General features: G+C 70.8%; 11 protein-coding genes and 4 pseudogenes. 3 read left to right on the top strand and 12 right to left on the bottom strand.

Annotated features, from left to right (window positions below):
• From IPJ59_RS36355 to IPJ59_RS36395, 10 genes and pseudogenes are all read right to left on the bottom strand, one after another.
• Window positions 1-222 (bottom strand): FAD:protein FMN transferase (locus tag IPJ59_RS36355; RefSeq protein WP_293275774.1); only part of this gene is annotated, 222 nt, incomplete at its 3' end.
• A gap of 809 nt (window positions 223-1031) precedes the next feature.
• Window positions 1032-2039 (bottom strand): FAD-binding oxidoreductase, encoded by a 1008-nt coding sequence (locus tag IPJ59_RS36360; RefSeq protein WP_293275775.1) that lies wholly within the window; start codon window positions 2037-2039, stop codon window positions 1032-1034.
• Between the two features lie 26 nt (window positions 2040-2065).
• On the bottom strand, window positions 2066-2683 hold the full coding sequence (gene nqrE / locus IPJ59_RS38605) for an NADH:ubiquinone reductase (Na(+)-transporting) subunit E (RefSeq protein WP_366524772.1): 618 nt from the start codon (window positions 2681-2683) through the stop codon (window positions 2066-2068).
• Between the two features lie 135 nt (window positions 2684-2818).
• Window positions 2819-3481, bottom strand: a pseudogene (locus IPJ59_RS38610) (Rnf-Nqr domain containing protein); the annotation flags it as partial.
• Window positions 3388-4098: an NADH:ubiquinone reductase (Na(+)-transporting) subunit C gene (nqrC, locus tag IPJ59_RS38615; protein ID WP_366524767.1), complete on the bottom strand. Its 711-nt coding sequence runs from the start codon at window positions 4096-4098 to the stop codon at window positions 3388-3390. The pseudogene IPJ59_RS38610 and the gene nqrC, both read right to left, overlap by 94 nt.
• Window positions 4085-5317 (bottom strand): annotated as a pseudogene (locus IPJ59_RS38620) (NADH:ubiquinone reductase (Na(+)-transporting) subunit B). Before IPJ59_RS38620 ends, nqrC begins: the two are co-directional and overlap by 14 nt.
• Window positions 5318-5322: 5 nt before the next feature.
• Window positions 5323-6685 (bottom strand): annotated as a pseudogene (locus IPJ59_RS36380) (Na(+)-translocating NADH-quinone reductase subunit A).
• A 267-nt stretch (window positions 6686-6952) separates the two neighbouring features.
• Window positions 6953-8044: a cyclic dehypoxanthinyl futalosine synthase gene (gene mqnC / locus IPJ59_RS36385; protein WP_293275778.1), complete on the bottom strand. Its 1092-nt coding sequence runs from the start codon at window positions 8042-8044 to the stop codon at window positions 6953-6955.
• A gap of 266 nt (window positions 8045-8310) precedes the next feature.
• Window positions 8311-8961, bottom strand: a pseudogene (locus IPJ59_RS36390) (menaquinone biosynthetic enzyme MqnA/MqnD family protein); the annotation flags it as partial.
• A gap of 208 nt (window positions 8962-9169) precedes the next feature.
• Complete coding sequence (locus IPJ59_RS36395; protein ID WP_293275779.1) at window positions 9170-9682, bottom strand: Kazal-type serine protease inhibitor domain-containing protein; 513 nt, start codon at window positions 9680-9682, stop codon at window positions 9170-9172.
• 413 nt (window positions 9683-10095) lie between these two features.
• Here IPJ59_RS36395 and IPJ59_RS36400 point away from each other — a divergent pair, with 413 nt between their 5' ends.
• Window positions 10096-10884: a hypothetical protein gene (locus tag IPJ59_RS36400; RefSeq protein WP_293275780.1), complete on the top strand. Its 789-nt coding sequence runs from the start codon at window positions 10096-10098 to the stop codon at window positions 10882-10884.
• On the opposite strand, the gene IPJ59_RS36405 is transcribed toward IPJ59_RS36400, so the two are convergent.
• Window positions 10871-12091, bottom strand: a complete 1221-nt coding sequence (locus IPJ59_RS36405; RefSeq protein WP_293251471.1) for an aminotransferase class V-fold PLP-dependent enzyme — start codon at window positions 12089-12091, stop codon at window positions 10871-10873. The two genes, IPJ59_RS36400 and IPJ59_RS36405, sit on opposite strands and share 14 nt — an antisense overlap.
• Before the next feature lie 22 nt (window positions 12092-12113).
• Here IPJ59_RS36405 and IPJ59_RS36410 point away from each other — a divergent pair, with 22 nt between their 5' ends.
• Window positions 12114-13430 carry a lysophospholipid acyltransferase family protein gene (locus IPJ59_RS36410; RefSeq protein ID WP_293275781.1) on the top strand — a complete coding sequence of 439 codons (1317 nt, stop codon included), beginning with the start codon at window positions 12114-12116 and terminating at the stop codon, window positions 13428-13430.
• 99 nt (window positions 13431-13529) lie between these two features.
• On the opposite strand, the gene IPJ59_RS36415 is transcribed toward IPJ59_RS36410, so the two are convergent.
• A complete protein-coding gene (locus IPJ59_RS36415; RefSeq protein ID WP_293275782.1) occupies window positions 13530-14912 on the bottom strand; it encodes a hypothetical protein in 1383 nt (460 codons plus the stop codon).
• A 1060-nt stretch (window positions 14913-15972) separates the two neighbouring features.
• Between IPJ59_RS36415 and IPJ59_RS36420 the strand changes: the two genes are divergently transcribed.
• Window positions 15973-18420: an amidohydrolase family protein gene (locus IPJ59_RS36420; protein ID WP_293275783.1), complete on the top strand. Its 2448-nt coding sequence runs from the start codon at window positions 15973-15975 to the stop codon at window positions 18418-18420.
• Window positions 18421-18424 lie beyond the last annotated feature (4 nt).

Genomic DNA, 18424 nt, shown 5'->3' on the forward strand with positions numbered 1-18424 from the left:
CGTGGCGAGCTCGAGGCCGGCGTCGGGGCCGAGGACGTTGAGGGCGGTGGCCCAGCCGTCCGCGAGCATGGCTCGGCTGGAGGACGCTGACCGAGGCGAGGTGGTGGGCGACGGGCGCCCGGTTCGCGGGTCGATGGTGGGTGAGCGGTGGACGCCGTCGACCCCGTAGAAGTTGTGGTAGTCGCCCGAGGTGGCGAGGGCCTGGTCCTCGACGGCGAGCATGCGCTGGACGAGCCGCCGCCGCTGCTGTCGGGCGCTCGACGCCGAGGCGCCAGGAGCCGCCGTGGCCGGCGCGACCGCTGGCCATGGCGATCCGCCGCCGACGTCGACCAGGGTGCGGTGAAGCCAGAGCTCCGGAGGCGGGCGGTGATGCGGTCGGCGGCGTGTCCGGGGGCGACCGCGGAGAGCTCGAGGTGGAGGGTGGCGGGGTCCTTGCGGAGCGTGCCGGTGGCGAGGTCGACGGTGAGGTGTTGCCAGCGACGCGGGCTTGAGGGCGTCGAGCTGGGCCTGCGGGCTCGGGCGTTGGTTTGAGGCCCCAGGCCGAAGCCCTCCCCAGGCGGCGATCAGGGGGGCGACGGTGACGTCGAGGGCGCCGTGCTGGCGGCGCTGATCTGGTTGGCGGCCTGACGACGGCGAGAAGCCGGGCGCGAGGCGGGGAAGGGGGGGTCGGCGGGCGTTGAAGCGCGAAATCTCGAGTCCGCGCCAGGTCGACATCTGGCGGTCGACCCGGCGAGCTCCTCGGCGATCGTGGCCTCGATCTGGCGCTGCTCGGACGCTTGAGCGGGGCGACCACGGTGACCTTGTAGGTCGTGCCCATGGTCGGGCCGGAGAAGGTGATGACGGGTGGTTGGTGGTCGGCAGTGGTCGAGGCCGGGTGGGCGCGGCCACATGCGACAGGCGCTGAGGGCGACGAAGCCGACGAGGCAAGAGCGGAGCAGGACCTGCCCTGCTCCCGTACTTGTCCCGCAATGGGTCAGACATCGATCACGCCAGGACGACGACCAACCGCGATCAGCCACCGAAGTCGTCCATCATGATGTTCTCGGGCTCGACGCCGAGGTCGATGGAGCATCTTGGTGACGGCGACGTTCATCATTCGCGGGCCGCAGATGTAGAACTCGCAGTCTTCGGGGGCGGGTGGTTCTTGAGGTAGCTCGAATCAGGACCTGGTGGATGAAGCCCTTGTAGCCGGTCCAGTTGTCCTCGGGCTTAGCGGCTCGAGAGGGCGAGGTGCCAGCGGAAGTTGGGAACTCCTGCGCTGATGGCGTCGAAGTCCTCGACGAAGGCCCGCGGATGGAGCGGGCGCCGTACCAGAAGCTGACCTTGCGCGGCGTCTTCAGCGTCTCAAACAGGTGCGAGAGGTGTGCGCGCATCGGGGCCATGCCGGCGCCGCCGCCGATGTACACCATCTCGCTCTTGGTGTCGCGGGCGAAGAAATCGCCGAAGGGGCCGGAGATGGTGACCTCATCGCCGGGCTTGCGGCCGAAGATGAACGAGGACATGATGCCGGGGGGAACGGGGACCTGTCGGGGCGGCGTGGCGATGCGGACGTTCAGCATGATGATGCCGTACTCCTCCGGGTAGTTCGCCATCGAGTAGGCGCGGGTGACGGTCTCGGTGACCGTGGAGACGTAGCGCCAGAGGTTGTACTTGTCCCACTCGTCGCGGTACTGGTCCTCGATGATCGCGTCTCGAGTACTTGGCCACGTGCGGCGGGCACTCGATCTGGATGTAGCCGCCGGCGCGGAAGGGGACGACCCTCGCCCTCGGGGAGGGCCAGACGAACCCTTGATGAAGGTGGCGACGCCGTCGTTGGACCTGACGTGGCACTTCCACTTGCGCACGCCGAAGATCTCCGCGTGACCTCGATCCGCGCGTCCCGCTTGACCTGACCCGGCAGGACAGGCGGCAGCCCTCGCGGGGCCTCGCGCTCGGAGAGCAGCCGAGCCTTCGGTGGGGTTGATGGTGCCGCCGCCGCTCTTGACGACGACCTTGCAGACGCTGAACATGGCCACGCCGAGGATGATGATGGTGGACATCGCGGTGGTCCTCCTAGATCTGGGAGCTAGAGCTGGATGCCGGAGAAGGCGAGGAAGCCGATGGCCATCAGGCCAGCGAGGATGAAGGCGATGCCGAGGCCACGCAGGGCGTGGGGGACGTTGCTGTAGCGCATCTTCTCGCGGATGGCGGCCAGGGCGATGATGGCCATGGCCCAGCCGATGCCGGAGCCGACGCCGTAGACGGCGGCCTCGCCGAAGTTGTACTCGCGCTGCTCCATGAACAGCGAGGCGCCCAGGATGGCGCAGTTGACCGCGATGAGCGGGAGGAACACGCCGAGGGCGGCGTAGAGCTTGGGGGCGAAGCGGTCGACGGCCATCTCGACGACCTGGACCACGGCGGCGATGGTGCCGATCTGGACCAGGAAGGAGAGGAAGCTGAGGTCGACGCTGGCGAGATCGGGCGAGATCCAGGCCAGGGCGCCCTCGCGGAGCAGCGAGGCGAGGATCGCCTGGTTGAGCGGGACGCAGACGGCGAGCACGAAGATGACGGCGGCGCCGAGGCCGATGGCGGTCTCGACCTTCTTCGACACGGCGAGGAAGGAGCACATGCCCAGGAAGAAGGCCAGGGCCATGTTCTCGACGAAGATCGACTTGACCGCGATGTTGAGGAGATGCTCGAACATATGGTTACTCCTTCTCCATCTGGGCCGGCTTGGCGGTGCGCAGGATCCAGATCTGCGATGCCGATCAGAAGAAGAGGCCGAGGGCGGCATGAGCATCATGCCGTTGGTGTAGTACCAGCCGCCGTCGTTGACGGTGCTGAAGATCTCGATGCCGAACAGCTTGCCGGAGCCGAACAGCTCGCGGATAAAGCCGATGCCCATCAGCACCATGCTGTAGCCGAGGCCGTTGCCGATGCCGTCGAGGAAGGAGATGCCGGGCTTGTTGGCCATGGCGTAGGCCTCGGCGCGGCCCATGACGATGCAGTTGGTGATGATGAGGCCGACGAAGACCGACAGCTGCTTGCTGATCTCGAAGACGAAGGCCTTGAGGATCTGGTCGGTGACGATCAGCGAGGCGATCACCGCCAGCTGGACGATGATGCGGATGCTGCTGGGGATGTAGTTGCGGATCAGGCTGATCGCCAGGTTGGAGAAGGCGGTCACGACCGTGAGGCCGATCGACATGACCAGCGCCGTCCGAGCTTGGTGGTCACGGCCAGGGCGGAGCAGATGCCGAGCACCCTGCAGGGCGATGGGGTTGTTGTTGAAGAGGGGGTCGAAGAGGACGCCCTTGGTCTGCTTGTCCATGGGTCTAGCTCCTCCCTGGGACGCCTTGAACTTGGCCATGAAGGGGCCGAAGCCGTCCTTGCCGAACCAGAACTTCATCAGGTTGCTGACGCCGTTGCTGGTGATGGTGGCGCCGGACAGGCCGTCGACGTGGTGGGGGTCGGTCTTGGGGTCGCCGGCGCGGCCCTTGATGACGCTGAGGGCGGGCTGGCCCTTGTCGTCATAGATCTTGCGCCGGGCCATGGGGCCTTCCACTTGGGGTTGTCGACCTCGCCGCCGAGGCCGGGGGTCTCCGCGTGGGCGTAGAAGGTGATGCCCTTGATCGTGTTGGCGTCCTTGTCGACGGCGAGGTAGCCGTAGAGGACGGACCACAGGCCGTAGCCCTCGATCGGGAGGATCAGGGTGTCGGTCTTGCCGTCCTTGAGGACGTGGTAGACGAGCGCGTTGTTGGGCAGGCGGAACACCTTGGCGGCGTTCTCGGGGGCGGTGGTGCTGGTGGCCGGGTCTTTTTGGGCGCGGCGCTGGTCGAAGGTCTCGGCCTTGATGGCCTTGTCCTCGGCGCCGGTCTTGAGGGTGATGACCTCGCGGCGGATGTTCTTGGTGAACAGGGCCGTGACCTCCTCGGGGGTGGCCTGTTGACCGGGCTTCATCAGGCCGGCGACCAGGAGGACCTGCTTCTGCTGGTCGAGGACCTTGTTCTCGGCCTGGCGCGGCCCGAGGGCGACGGCGGCCCCGGCGACGCCGATGCCGCAGATGACGCAGACGGCGACGGCGAAGCCGATCGTGTAGCCAGTACTATCGCGTGCCATAGAGAGCCATCCTCCGCTTGATGTTGGCCTGACGATGAAGTAGTCGATGAGCGGGGCGAACATGTTCATGAACAGGATCGCCAGCATCATGCCCTCGGGGTAGGCCGGGTTGATGACCCGGACCAGGACCACCATGAAGCCGATGCCGAAGCCGTAGAGGACCTTGCCCCACGCGGTGAAGGCCGAGGACACGGGGTCGGTGGCCATGAACACGGCGCCGAAGGCCCAGCCGCCGAGCACGAAGTGCCACATCGGCGGGAGGCCGAACAGGGAGTTGGTCGGTGAGCCGATCCAGTTGAGCAGCGAGGCGGTGGCGAAGGTGCCGAGGGCGACGCCGAACATCGTCCGCCACGAGCCCACACCCGTGATGATCAGGATGGCGGCGCCGATGAGGCAGGCGAGGGCGGAGGTCTCGCCCATCGAGCCCGCCTCGAGGCCGATGAAGGCGTTCCACCAATCGGTGTGCGCCATCATGGCCGGGGTGTTGGCGGCGGCCTGGGCCAGGGCGGTGGCGCCGGACAGGCCGTCGGCGAGGGCGGCCGGGGTGGCGAGGTTGGCGGCGATCCAGGCCGTCGCCCGAGATCTGGCCGGGATAGGCGAAGAACAGGAAGGCGCGCGAGACGAGGGCGGGGTTCAGCACGTTCATGCCGGTGCCGCCGAAGACCTCCTTGCCGATGACGACGCCGAAGCTGATGCCGAGGGCGACCTGCCACAGCGGGATCGTGGGCGGGAGGGTCAGCGGGAACAGCAGGCCGGTGACGAGGAAGCCCTCGTTGATCTCGTGCTTGCGGATGACCGCGAAGATGACCTCGGCGTGGCCGCCGATGAGCATCGTGACCAGGTAGACCGGCAGGAAGTAGATCGCGCCGTGGATCATGCACGCGAGGATGCTGGTCGGGTCGAAGGCGAAGCCGAGCGCGGTGTACAGCCAGGTCTGCCAGTTGGCCAGGGCGCTGGCGCCGTGGGCGATGGCGTTGTTGGCCTGGAAGCCGGTGTTGTACATGGCGAACAACACGCAGGGCAGCAGCGCGACGACGACGGTGATCATCATCCGCTTGAGGTCGATGGCGTCGCGGACGTGCGACGACGCCTTCGTGACGTCCTTCGGCGTGTACAGGAAGGTGTCGGTGGCCTCGTAGAGCGGGTAGAGCTTCTCGAGCTTGCCGCCCTTGTGGAACGGCTTTTCGGCCTTGTCGAGCAGGTTGCGCAGGAACTGCATGGGTGTCAGCCCTCTTTCTCGATCTCGCTGAGGTTCTTGCGGAGGACGACCCCGAAGTCGGCCTTGCCGGGGTCGACGAAGGTGCAGAGCGCGAGGTCCTCCTCGTCGAGCTCGAGCGCGCCGAGCTGGATGGCGCGGTCGGTGTCGCCGACCAGGAGGGAGCGCAGGAGGAAGGTCGGGTGGATGTCGAGCGGCATGATTCGCTCGTACATGCCGATCGGGACCATGGCCCGGGGCGAGCCGTTGGTGGTCGTGGTCATCGCGAACTTCTTGCCGAAGAGCTTGCCGAGGAAGCCGAAGTAGACCGGAATGATGGAGAATTTTCCGGTGCCGGGGGCCAGCCAGCCGAGCAACTCGCGGTGCCGACCCTCGAGCAGGGCGGAGACCTGGATGTGGTAGCGGCCGAGGAAGCCGAGGGCCTCGCCGCTGGCGTGGCGGCCCGAGAGCACCGAGCCGGAGACGACGCGGTTCTCGCCGGGCTTGAGCTCGCCCGCGGTGAGCTCGTCGAGGCTGGCGCCGAGCTGGGTGGCGAGCAGGCGGGGGCGTTCCACGACGGGGCCGGCGAGGCTGACGACGCGGCGGGAGTCGAGCTGGCCGGTGGCGAAGAGGATGCCGACGGCGATGACGTCCTGGTAGCCGATGTGCCAGGCGACGCGCTCGCGGTCGACGGGCGAGAGCATGTGGATGTGGGTGCCGACGTTGCCGGCCGGGTGCACGCCGTCGAAGTCCTCGACCTGGATGCCACTCGGAGCCTCGATCTGCAGCTTGCTCGACTTGCAGAGGAAGGTCTTGGGGGCGAGCTTGCTGAGCACCGCGAGGCCGCGCTTGAAGTCGGCCTCCTTGCCCTTGAGCACGACGGCGACGTCGGCGGCGTGGGGGTTGGTGTCGACGGCCGTGACGAAGAGGGCGCGGGGGCTGCCGTCCGGCGCGGGCACGCGGGAGAAGGGGCGCATGCGCAGGGCGGTCCACAGGCCCGACTCGAGCAGGAGGGCCTTGACGCTGTCGGCGCTGAGCTGCTCCGGGGCGGTGCCGGCGGTGGTGGAGTAGCTGGCGAAGCTGGACCTGGTCGTCGGAGCCGTCGGGCTCGATGACGAGGGACTGGAAGGCCCGCTTCTCGCCGCGGTGGATGGCGGTGACGGTGCCGGCGACGGGGGCGGTGAAGCGGACGCCGGGGGCCTTGCGGTCCTCGAACAGGAGCTGGCCGCGCTTGACCTTGTCGCCGACCTTGGCCTCCATCTTGGGCTTCATGCCGATGTAGTCGGCGCCGAGGAGGGCGACGCGCTTGGCCGTGGCCGCGGGGGCGATGGTCTGCTGCGGGTCGCCGGCGAGGGGCAGGTCGAGGCCCTTGGTGATGCGGTGTGCTGCCATGGAGACCGGTGTCCTGAGTGCTTCAGCGGGACGTTGGGAGGCCGCTTTGCCGCAGCAAAGACCGCATCGGTACCCCGCTTTGAGGCGTGCAAATACTATGTTCTCGCCGGTTTGCGGAGACTGGGATAGCGGCTTGGGGCGTGCGGGTCATCACGGCGGTGGCGGGGCCAATGCGGCGGACCAACGCGGGCAAATGGGGCGGTGGCGGCCCGTGCAGGGGCCGATGCAGTGGGCCGATGCGGGCCCCTGCGGTGGGGCCATGCGGGTCTATGCGGGCCCCCGCGGCAAGTCGGCCGCGATCGGCAATCGGTCGTAGCGCATGTTGCGGCGGGCCGGTGCGAAGCCGGCCAGGCGGATGTGGGTCTCGACCTGGGCGCTGGTCATCATGAAGTGGGCGCCGGCGGTGGAGACCACGTTCTCCTCGATCATGATCGAGCCGAAGTCGTTGGCGCCGAAGCGGAGGGCGACCTCGCCGATCTCCGGGCCGAGCGTGGGCCACGACACTTGCAGGTTCGGGATGTTGTCGAGGTATAGCCGGGCAAGTGCCTGGATTCGCAGGTAACGCAGGGGGCTCGTGTCGTCGCGGAGTTTGAGCCGCGTGCCTTCGGCCTGGAACGGCCAGGTGATGAAGGCGGTGAAGCCGTGGGTGTCGTCTTGCAGGCGGCGGAGGCGGTCCATGTGGAGGAGCAGTTGTTCGGAGCTCTCCTGGAAGCCGAACACCATGGTGGCGGTGGTCTTCATGCCGAGGTCGTGGGCCTCGCGCATGACGCTCAGCCACTCGTCGGCGGTGTTCTTGAACGGTGAGATGCGGGTGCGGATCTCGTCGTCGAGGATCTCTGCGCCGCCGCCGGGGAGGGAGTCCATGCCGGCGGCGCGCAGGCGGATCAGGACCTCGCGGATCGGGAGGTCGGCGAGCTCGGCGATGTGGATGATCTCGGTGGGGGAGAGGGCGTGGAGGGCGAGCTTGAAGTTCTGCTTGGTCCAGCGGAACAGGTCCTCGTAGTAGGCGAGGTCGAGGGCGGGGTTGAGGCCGCCTTGCAGGAGGATCTGGACGCCGCCGAGGGACTCGGTCTCGCGGAACTTCTCGGCCAGGGTCTCGCGGCTGAGGACGTAGCCGTCGGCGGCGCCGGGCGGGGTGTAAAAATTGCAGAACTTGCAGCGAGTTACGCAGATGTTTGTGTAGTTGACGTTGCGGTCGATGATGTAGGTGACGACGCCGTCGGGATGCAGCATCTGGCGGCGGTGGTCGGCGGCGGCGCCGAGCGCGTTGAGGTCGGCGTTCTCGTAGAGGAAGATCCCCTCGGCGAGATCGAGGCGGCCGCCGTTTGCGGCACGCGCGAGGAGCTCGTCGACCTGCATGGCCGGACGCGGCTGACGGGCGACGCGGAGGGCCTCCGATTCGCCGCCGCCGGCGAAGCGGACGTGGATGGTGTCGTCGTCGGCGAGGCCGGGGATCTGGACCAGGCCGGCCTCGCGGGCGCGGGTGAGGAACTCGACCAGGCCCTCGCGCTCCTTGGTGCTGAGGCTGTAGCGGATCGATCGCCGGAGGTAGTTGGCGTAGGCGTTCTCGAGAGGATGGTCGGGTCGCCCCCCTGCGAGAGGGCTGCGAGGCGCGTCTGGCGGTAGGCGTGGGCGAGGTCCTCGGCGTGCTTGAGGCCGTAGGCGCGGGCCTGCTGCAGGGCGGCGACGTGGGCCGGGGTGAGCAGGCCGGGGCGGGCGGCCCAGAACGCGAACACGAAGGGGAGGCCGGTGGTCGCCTGCCAGAGGTTGCCGAGGTCGTGGACGTGTGGACCGGAGAGGCCGAGGGCGGCGTCGCCGATGATGAGGGCGGCGTCGCGGCCGCGGACGCGGGCGAGGCCCTCGCGGTGCGGGGCCGGGAGATACTGGGGGTGGACGCCGCGGGCTGCGAGCAGGAGCTGGACCAGCACGGCGGAGCTGCGGGAGGCGGCGTCGAGGTGAACGCGGGCGATGTCGACGAGCGGGACCTCGGCGACGAGCACGACGGAGAGGACGGGGCCGCGGCAGCCGATCCCGACCTCGGGGACGACCTCCCACTCGGGGTGGGCCGCGTAGGCGCCGACCGGGACGAGGGCCACGTCGCACTCACCCTGCTCGAGCTGGCGGGCGCACTCGGAGGGCAGGGCGGTGCGGACCTCGAAGAGGGGCAGGCCGTCGGGGTCGAGGAAGCGGGGGGCGCCGGGGAGGTGCTCGCCGGTCAGCGGGTGCACGAGCGGCCAGGAATTGAGGAAGGAGACGGCGCAGACTCGCAGCGGCATGGCGCGGCGATTGTAGAGGAGGGGCGGCGGTGCGGCGAGGCGTGCGACCGGGTGGTCGCAGGCGATCGCGGCGGGCGCCAGCAATGGCGACGGCACGCGGGGTGGCGTGCCGATGAATCGCGCAGGAGGGCCGGCGGGCGCCAGCAATGGCGACGGCACGCGGGGTGGCGTGCCGATGCATCGCGCAGGAGGGCCGGCGGGCCTCGGCTCAGCAGGTGCCGGTGAACTTCACCGGGACGCCGACCTGGGCGGCCTTGCAGGCGTTCGCGTAGGTCTTGCCGTTGCACCCGCACACGGGCTTCCACAGGCCGGAGCAGGAGACCGGGCGGGCCTGACAGGCGCCGGTGCTGCCGCAGGCGCCGGTGGCGGTGGCACAGTACTCGGTGGCGCCGCACTGGGCGTTGCTCGTGCAGCTTGGAGGCGGACAGTTGCCGGCGAAGTCGACGCTCTGCTTGGCCTGGGCGGCGTTGCAGCTGTTGTTGAAGTTGCCGCCGTCGCAGCTGCACACCGGCGCGCGGGTGCGGTCGCACTCGGCGGGGACCGGGGTGCACAGGCCCTCGCGCCCGCACTCGCCCTCGGGCGTGAGGCAGTACTCCTCGACGACACACTCCTTGCTGCTCAGGCAGGGGCCGCCGGGGACCGGCTCACCCTCACGGTCCTGGGCCGCGGCGGGGCCGGGATCGGGCGGCGCATCGCAGCCCGCGACGGCGAACGAGAGCACCAGTGACAAGCATCCCCACGCAGCAGCTTTTTTGGTCCGCATCAACGCACCTCCATCCATCGCGACGCGAGGCATCGCAGTTCGCAACATACGCCATCGCAAACCGGCAGCGAAGTAAATTACAGCGCGGGGGCAGCGGGCGACAGCGCGGGGCGGCGGCGACACCGACAGAAGTCGTCATGATGCGGACACTCGTTCGCCGATGCTTCGCCCGCCGAAGGGCTGCGGGCTGGTCGGCGATACCTCGCCGCGGGGCGCGCGAGGGCCCCCCTGTGCAGGCATTATCGCAAGATGGTGCGCACTAACGGCCGCTGCAAAGCGGGGCGTGGGACGATAGCCTGGAGGGCGTGCGCGGGGGTTGGGCGGCGATGGGTGTGATGCTGGTCGGCTGCAGTCGACCCAATCCTCTGTTTGTGCTCGCCACGGAGGGGGCCGACTCCACCTCGTTGGCGACCTCGGTGAGCGCCGGGCCGAGTACGGGGGCCGAGGGCACCGGGGCCGCTTCGTCGGGTGAGACCGGCGCATCGGACACGACGGGCGGCGTGGTGATGACGACGAGCACGAGTGCGGGCACGAGCACGAGTCAGGGGACGAGCACGGGCGAGGGGACGAGCACCGGTGATGCGATGAGCACCGGGGCGGACGGGTCGTCGAGCGGTGAGACCACCGGCGGGGGAGAGAAGGAGGTGCTCGAGTACGACCTGTGGGAGCTGTGTCCGGAGCCGAGCACGAGCTGGAACTCGGAGGGGCAGCTGCCGCTCCAGCTGATGTGCAACGAGGCACCGATGCCGCAGGCGCCGTGGGCGGGGAAGCTGTTCCCGGGGTTCATGTTCGATGGTGTGCTGGAGCCGCACGTGCTGGCGGAGGTGCCGTTCCCGGGGGTGGGAAATTCGGTGACCGGCTTCTATTCGAAGCTGGTGCTCAACGGGGTGAATTCGCCGCGGCTGGTCACTGTGCTGATCTGCCCGGGGCCGGGGAGCTGCGACATCGTCGGTGGGATCCGGGTCGAGGTGGAGAACGTGGTCCAGGCGTTCAAGGAGAACATCTCGCTGGGCATGGGGGAGTTTGCGAAGATCGACATCCCCCTCGAGGTGGTCAACGACGGGACGCCCTTCGACGTGGCGATGGTCGTGACCTCCAAGGTCGACGCGGCGTCGAGTCGTGGGCTGTGGCTGCGGCCGCGGATCGTCAGCTCGCCGTGATGTGCAGCTCGTGGGCGAGGGCCTGGGCGAGGGCGTCGTAGTCTTCGTCGCGGTTGTAGGCCTGGGCGGAGATGCGGATCAGGCGGCGGGGCGGGGCGGGCCACACGGGCCAAACGGGCCAAACGGGAATGGGGACCTCGATGTGGTGGCGCTCGTAGAGGGCGAGCTGGAGCGGGTCGGCGTGGAACGGGGAGGCCAGACCGCCGGGGCCGTCGGGGAGGGGCAGGGCGGCGAGGTTGCCGAGCATGGCGTCGGGGGCCGGGGCGGCGACGCCGAGGACGGCGGCGAGGCGGTCGCGCCCGCGGAGCAGCTGGGCGTGGTTGCGGGCGCGGAGCTCGGGCCAGCCGCCAGGGAACAGCTCGCCGAGCCAGCGGATCGCCGGGGCGACGCACAGCCAGGGGGTCGGGTCGTCGGTGCCGGTCCAGTCGAACTCCTCCCACAGGGCCGGGCGGCCGCGGGCGGTGAGGTTGTAGCCGTGGCTGATGATGGTCGGGTGGAGGCCCGATTGGCGATCGCGGCGGACGTGCAAGATGGCGGCGCCCTTGGGGGCGCAGACCCACTTGTGGAAGTTGCCGGTGTAGTAGGCGGCGCCGAGGGCGTCGAGCTCGAGCGGGACCATGCCGGGGCCGTGGGCGCCGTCGACCAGGGTGTCGACGCCGCGCTCACGCAGGGCCGCGACGATCTCGGCGACCGGGAAGATGAGGCCGGTCGGGCTGGTGATGTGGTCGACGAGGGCGAGGCGCGTGCGCGGGCTGACGCCGGCGAGCAGCGGGGCGACGACCTCGTCGGGGCCGGCGATCGGGAAGGGCACGTGGACGACGACGAGGCGGGCGCCGCTGCGCTCGCAGAGGTGGCGCAGGGCGTTGTGGCAGGCGCCGTAGACGTGGTCGGTGGTGAGCAGCTCGTCGCCGGGTTCGAGGCGCAGCGAGCCGAGCACGGCGGCGACGCCAGCGGTGGCGTTGCGGACGAAGGCGAGGTCCTCCGGGCGGGCGCCGAGGAAGCCGGCGACCTGCTCACGGGCGTGGTCGAGGAGGGGCCCCAGGGCGTGGATGTAGAAGTGGACCGGCTCGCGCTCGATGACGGCGCGCAGGCGGTCCTGCTCGGCGAGGATGACCCGCGGGCAGGCGCCGAAGGAGCCGTGGTTGAGGAAGACGACCGCGGGGTCGAGGGTCCAGTGGGCGCGGAGATCGTCCGCCGTCGGCCGCATGCCGGCGAGTATACTGCGGCCGATGCTGCGCACGGCGGTCCGTAACAGCTTCGGGGCGGCGCTGCGGGTGTTCTTTCGCCGCATCGAGGTGGTGGGGGCGGAGCGGGTGCCGGCGACGGGGCCGGTGATCTTCGTGCTGAACCACCCGAACGCGCTGATCGACCCGGCCTTCCTGCTGTGCCTGGCGCCGCGTCCGGTGTCGTTCCTGGCCAAGGCGCCGCTGTTTCACACGCCGGTGCTGGGGTGGATCGTGCGGGCCTTCGACTCGATCCCGATCCACCGCAAGCAGGACGCGGGCGGGGCGGTCGACAACCGCGACACCTTCAAGCTGGCGCGCGAGCTGCTGCAGCGGGGCCAGACGGTGGCGATCTTCCCGGAGGGGACCTCGCACAGCGAGCCGCACCTGAAGCCGCTGAAGACGGGGGCGGCCCGCATCGCCCTGGGGACCGGGCTCGCGGACCTGAAGATCGTGCCGACGGGGCTGTACTACGTCAACAAGGCGAAGTTTCGCAGCGACGCGCTGGTGGTCTACGGCGAGCCGTTTGGCGTTGAAGCAGCGGTGGGCGAGCCCGGGGCGGAGCCGGCGGCGGCGGCGGTGCAGGCGTTGACGGGGCGGATCGAGCGGGCGCTCGGCGAGGTGCTGCTGCAGGCGGACCAGGCGGAGGCGCTGGCGCTGGTCGAGCGGGTCAGCCGGATCTTCGCGGCGACCAGCGAGGCGCCGTGGTCGCTGGCGGAGGGCTTCGAGCTGCGCCGGCGGGTCGCGGCCGGGTACTCGCGGCTAAGAGAGGCGGACCCGGTGGCGGTGGCGGCCGTGCGGGCCCGGGTGGAGCGCTACGAGCAGGATCTGGCGGCGCTCGGGATGTCGCCGGAGCACTACGGGCCGGCGGACTTCACGGTGATGGGGAGCGTCCGCTACGCGCTGCGCAGCGCGGGGAGCCTGCTGTTGCTGCTGCCGCTGGCGCTGCTCGGGACGGCGCTGCACCTGCCGATCTACCTCGTGATCGATGCGATCGCAGGGCGGATCGCCCGCGATGAGATGGACATGCCGGCGACGATCAAGCTGCTGGCGGCGATGCTGCTGTACCCGCTGGCGTGGATCACGATCGGGGTGGTGGCCGGGGTGCTGTGGGGAGGGGCGTGGGGGGTGCTGGCGGGGCTGCTGGCGCCGATCAGCGCGGCGGCGGCGTTGTTGTTTCGCGAGCGCTTCGCCACGGTCGGGGCGGCGGCGCGGGGGCTGCTGCTGTTCGTGACGCGGCGCAACACGCTGGCGCGGCTGCACGGCGATCGCATGGCGATCCGGGCGGCGATCGTCGAGCTGGCGCGGCGGGTCGAGGGCTGAGGCTGGCGGAAGGGACAGGCTGGCCGAAGGGACAGGCTGGCGGAAGGGACAGACTGGCGGAAGGGACAGGCTGGCCGAAGGGACAGGCTGGCCGAAGGGTCAGGTCGCGGGTGGGGCCGGGGCGGCGCCGGGCGGGCTCGTGGGTCGATCCGCGGGCTCGCCAGCGGGCGCGGCGGGCAAGGAGAGCTCAGCGTCGGCGATCGTGAGGGCGGACCCCTGGGCGGCCTTCTGGTGGGCCTCCTCGGCGGCGAGGCGATGCTTGGGGTTTGCGATCGTGCCGACGACGTCGCCGCCGCAGCGGGGGCAGACCTTGGTCGTGGGGGTGAGCGGGCCGCCGCACTTGGGCTCGGAGCAGCGGCGGTCGCGGAACAGGCGGCCGAGGCCGAGGCCGGCGAGGCCGAGGCCGGCGGCGATGACGGCGATGTTGCTCATGCCGGGGCCCTGGTCGGGGGACATGCGGGACAGCACGCCGCCGAGCATGAGGGCGCCCATGAAGAGGACGCGGCCGAGGCGGGGGGCCAGGCTGCGGTCGACCATGAAGACGGGCTTGCCGGTGTTCATGCCGGCGACGCCGCGGTCCTCGTCGCGGCGGGTCTCGGGCTCGGCCTCGGGCTCGCGCGCGAGCGGGGCGGTGAGGGCGGCGAGGGAGGGCGGGGCGGGCCAGTGGTCCTTGCCGGGGACGCCGAGCTGGACGCCGATCGGTGGGTCCATGCGCTCGATGGCGGCGAAGCTGTGGCGGAAGAAGGCGGCCTGGTTGGCCTGGAGGGCGCGGGCGAGGCGTTGGCGCTCGGCCCGGCCCTCGCCGCGGACGTGGACCTGCACGGCGAGCAGGAAGCAGATGGCCTGGGGCGGCAGGCTGCCGAGGCGCAGGGGGACGCGGCGGTTCTGGACGGCGCCGGTGCTGCTGCGGCTGGTGAAGCGGAGGGCGGCGTCGGCGGTGAGGAGGCCAAAGCCGAGGTAGACGGCGCCGACGTCGATGCGCGGGTCGTAGGCGTCGCTGACGGGGAGGTTGTGGGCGAGGCGATGGACGTGGGCGACGACGCGGGCGCAGGCGGCGACGAGGCTGGCGGGGTCGGCCATGGCGCTGGCCTCGACGCCGACCTCGAGGCCAGCTCCCGGACCGGGGCCACCCTTGAAGCTGGCGAGCCACACGACCAGCTCCTGGGCGCCTCGCGGGGTGACCGGCTTGCCGATGACCTCGCCGCGGCGGGCGGGCTCGGCGTCGTAGATGCGGACGCCGACGCGGAGGTCGTCGGGGAGGCCGGCGTAGGCGCAGAGCCGGAGGAGGAGGCGGCGGACGCTGCTGTCGCCGCCGCCCCAGGGGTCGGGGAAGAAGCGCGGGCTCGGCTCGACGAGCAGGCTGGTGGCGAGCGGGCCGGGGCCGAGCGCGACGACCAGCGCCCGCAGCTGCTCCTGCAGCCAGCGGCGATCGTCCTGCGGCGGGAGCATGAGCCCGTCGTCGCCCTGTTCCGGCCCGGCCATGGCGCTGCTCTCTACCACGAGTGGCGCCGGGTCTGTCGCCTGTGAGCTGGCGCGGGGGCTGACCCGAAACCGGGGGGCGAGGGTAACATCCGCGGCCGCATGCGCCGCACCGCCCTGTCTCGCCCGTCCGTCGCGCTGGTCTCGCTGGGTCTCGGGCTGAGTCTCGTGACCTGCGCCCCGAAGGCGCCCAGCAGCCCGCCAGCGCTCGCCCACACGCCCGGCGCGCCCGCCACCAAGCCGACACCTGTCCCGAAGGACAGCACGGGGAAGGCCGAGCCGGAGGTCCCGAAGTGGGACGTGAACGACCCGCCGGGCGAGGAGCAGGAGGTCAAGCTGGACGTCCGCGAGGGCACGTGGATGGCGCTCGACGTGAGCCCGGATGGGCGCGAGCTCGTGTTCGACCTGCTCGGCGACCTGTATCTCCTGCCGATCGCGGGCGGCGAGGCGCGGGCGCTGACGCAGGGGATGGCCTGGGACATGCAGCCGCGCTTCAGCCCGGACGGGCAGTGGATCGCGTTCACCAGCGACCGCGGCGGCGGCGACAACGTGTGGGTGCTCGCGCGGCCGACGGCTGCGGGGGCGGTGGTGGCGGAGCCGAAGCCAGAGCCCAAGCAAGTCACGAAGGAGGACTTCCGGCTGGTCAACAGCCCGGTGTGGTCGCCCGACGGGAACTTCATCGCGGTGCGCAAGCACTTCACCAAGCACCGCAGCCTCGGCACCGGCGAGATCTGGCTGTACCACGTGGCGGGCGGCAAGGGCGTGCCGATGACGGAGAAGGTCAACGACCAGAAGGATGTCGGCGAGCCGGCGTTCTCGCCGGACGGGGCCCATCTTTACTTCAGCCTCGACAACACGCCGGGGGCGACCTTCGAGTACAACAAGGACCCGTACGGCGAGATCTACGCGATCAAGCGGCTGGAGCGGGCCAGCGGGCGCATCGAGACGCTGGCCGGTGGGCCCGGGGGCGCGGCCCGGCCGACGCCGTCGCCGGACGGCAAGTCGCTGGCGTTCATCCGTCGCGTCGGCGGCACCGGCAAGGCGCGCGAGCAAGACCACGCTGATGGTGCGCGAGCTCGAGTCGGGGGCGGAGCGCCCGCTGTTCGACGGCCTCGACCGCGACATGCAGGAGACCTGGGCGATCCATGGCGTGTACCCGGCGATCGCGTGGACGCCGGACAGCCGCGAGCTGGTGTTCTGGGCCGCGGGCAAGCTGTGGCGCACGCGGGCCGACGGCAGCCAGGCGGCGCCGACCGAGATCCCGTTCCACGTGAGCGGGACCCGCAAGGTGGCGCCGGCGCTGCGCTTCGCGGTCGAGGTGGCGCCGCGCGAGGTCGACGTGAAGGCGCTGCGCGGGGTGACGGTGAGCCCGGACGGCGGCCGCGTGGTCTACCAGGCGCTCGGCCACCTGTACGTACGGACATTGCCCGAAGGACAGGCGAAGCGGCTGACCAAGCAGAGCGACCACTTCGAGCAGGACCCGGCGTTCTCGCGCGACGGCAAGCAGATCGTGTTCACGACCTGGGACGACCAGGCGCTCGGCAGCGTGCGGACGATCGCGGTCGGCGGCGGCAAGGAGCGGGTGATCAGCGATCGGCCGGGGCACTACGTGGCGCCGCAGTGGAGCCCGGACGGCAAGCAGGTGGTCGTGCAGCGGATCGGCGGGGGCTGGACGCGCTCGCCGACCTGGTCGCAGGAGCAGGGCATCTACGCGATCGAGGTGAAGACGGCGAAGGCGACGCTGGTGCGCCGCGACGGGGCCGAGCCGCACTTCGGAGCCGCGAGCGATCGGCTGTTCTTCAGCAGCTACGACGACGACAAGGTGGAGCTGCGCAGCGTGGAGCTGGACGGCAGCGACGAGCGCACGCACGTGAAGACGGAGGGGGCGAGCCGCCTGCGGGTGTCGCCGGACGGGCGCTGGCTGGGCTGGACGGAGGGCTTCCAGGCGCTGATCGCCCCGCTGCCGCCGACCGGGCGGACCATCGAGCTGGGGCCGAAGGCGGAGGGGCTGCCGGTCGCCAAGGTGAGCCGCGACGCGGGCGAGCACGTGCACTGGTCGGGCGACAGCCAGCGCCTGCACTGGTCGCTGGGGCCCGAGCTGTACACGCGCGAGCTGAAGGACGCGTTCGCGTTCGTGGCCGGGGCCCCGGCGGAGCTGCCCAAGCCGGCGGAGACGGGGCTGGCGATCGGCTTCAAGGCGCCCGCGGCGATGCCGACGGGGACGCGGGCGATCGTCGGGGCGCGGGTGATCACGATGCGCGGCGACGAGGTGATCGAGGACGCGACGATCGTGATCAACGGCGATCGCATCAGCGCGATCGGGCCGTCGGCGCAGCTGCAGGCGCCGGCCGGGGCGGAGGTCGTGCGGGCCGAGGGCAAGACGATCATCCCGGGGCTGATCGACGTGCACGCGCACGGCAGCCAGGGCGAGGACGGCATCACGCCGGAGCAGAACTGGCTGCACTACGCGATGCTGGCGTACGGGGTGACGACGGTGCACGACCCGAGCAACGACACGGCGTCGATCTTCGCGGCGAGCGAGATGCAGCGGGTCGGGGCGGTGGTCGGGCCGCGCATCTTCTCGACCGGGACGATCCTGTACGGGGCGCAGGCGCCGTTCAAGGCGGAGATCGCCAGCCTCGAGGACGCGCGTGGGCACCTGCGTCGGCTCAAGGCGATCGGGGCCTTCTCGGTCAAGAGCTACAACCAGCCGCGGCGAGAGCAGCGGCAGCAGGTGATCGCGGCGGCGCGCGAGCTCGGGATGATGGTGGTGCCGGAGGGCGGCGCGCTGTTTCACCACAACATGACGATGGTCGCCGACGGGCACACGGGCATCGAGCACGCGCTGCCGGTGGCCAGCGCCTACGCGGACGTGATGCAGTACTGGGGGGCGACCAAGGTCGGCTACACGCCGACGCTCGGGGTGGCCTACGGGGGCTTAGGCGGCGAGAACTACTGGTACGCGCACACGCAGGTGTGGGAGGACAGCCGGCTGCGGCGCTTCGTGCCGGCCAACGCGTTCGAGCCGCGCGCCCGTCGGCGGACCCTGGCGGCCGACAACGACTGGAACCACGTGCGGGTGGCGAGCCTGGCCAAGCAGCTGCTCGACGCGGGCGTGAAGGTGCAGCTGGGGGCGCACGGGCAGCGCGAGGGGCTGGCGGTGCACTGGGAGCTGTGGAGCTTCGCCCAGGGCGGGATGACGCCGCTCGAGGTGCTGCGCACGGGCACTCTGGCGGGGGCGCAGTACCTCGGCCTCGACCGCGACCTCGGCTCGCTCGAGCCGGGCAAGCTGGCGGACCTCTTGATCCTCGACCGCGACCCGCGGGTCGACATCCGCGCGACCCGGCAGGTGGCGATGGTGATGATCGGCGGGCAGCTGTTCGACGCGGGGACCATGGCGGAGATCGGCGGGGCGAAGCGGGTGCCGCAGCCGTTCTACTTCAGCGAGGGCGGGCGCCTGAGCGGCAAGCCGCCCGCGCACGCGCAGTGCGTCGGCCACGCGGCGCACTGAGGCT

This window comes from Nannocystis sp. (genome assembly GCF_016714285.1).
In the GTDB taxonomy this organism is placed as follows: domain Bacteria; phylum Myxococcota_A; class Polyangia; order Nannocystales; family Nannocystaceae; genus Nannocystis.

Coding starts and splice junctions, on each gene's coding strand:
- IPJ59_RS36410 (WP_293275781.1), top strand. CDS start 12,114: ATGCTGCGCACGGCGGTCCGTAACAGCTTCGGGGCGGCGCTGCGGGTG.
- nqrC (WP_366524767.1), bottom strand. CDS start 4,098: ATGGCACGCGATAGTACTGGCTACACGATCGGCTTCGCCGTCGCCGTC.
- IPJ59_RS36405 (WP_293251471.1), bottom strand. CDS start 12,091: ATGCGGCCGACGGCGGACGATCTCCGCGCCCACTGGACCCTCGACCCC.
- IPJ59_RS36360 (WP_293275775.1), bottom strand. CDS start 2,039: ATGTCCACCATCATCATCCTCGGCGTGGCCATGTTCAGCGTCTGCAAG.
- nqrE (WP_366524772.1), bottom strand. CDS start 2,683: ATGTTCGAGCATCTCCTCAACATCGCGGTCAAGTCGATCTTCGTCGAG.
- mqnC (WP_293275778.1), bottom strand. CDS start 8,044: ATGCAGGTCGACGAGCTCCTCGCGCGTGCCGCAAACGGCGGCCGCCTC.
- IPJ59_RS36420 (WP_293275783.1), top strand. CDS start 15,973: ATGGTGCGCGAGCTCGAGTCGGGGGCGGAGCGCCCGCTGTTCGACGGC.
- IPJ59_RS36415 (WP_293275782.1), bottom strand. CDS start 14,912: ATGGCCGGGCCGGAACAGGGCGACGACGGGCTCATGCTCCCGCCGCAG.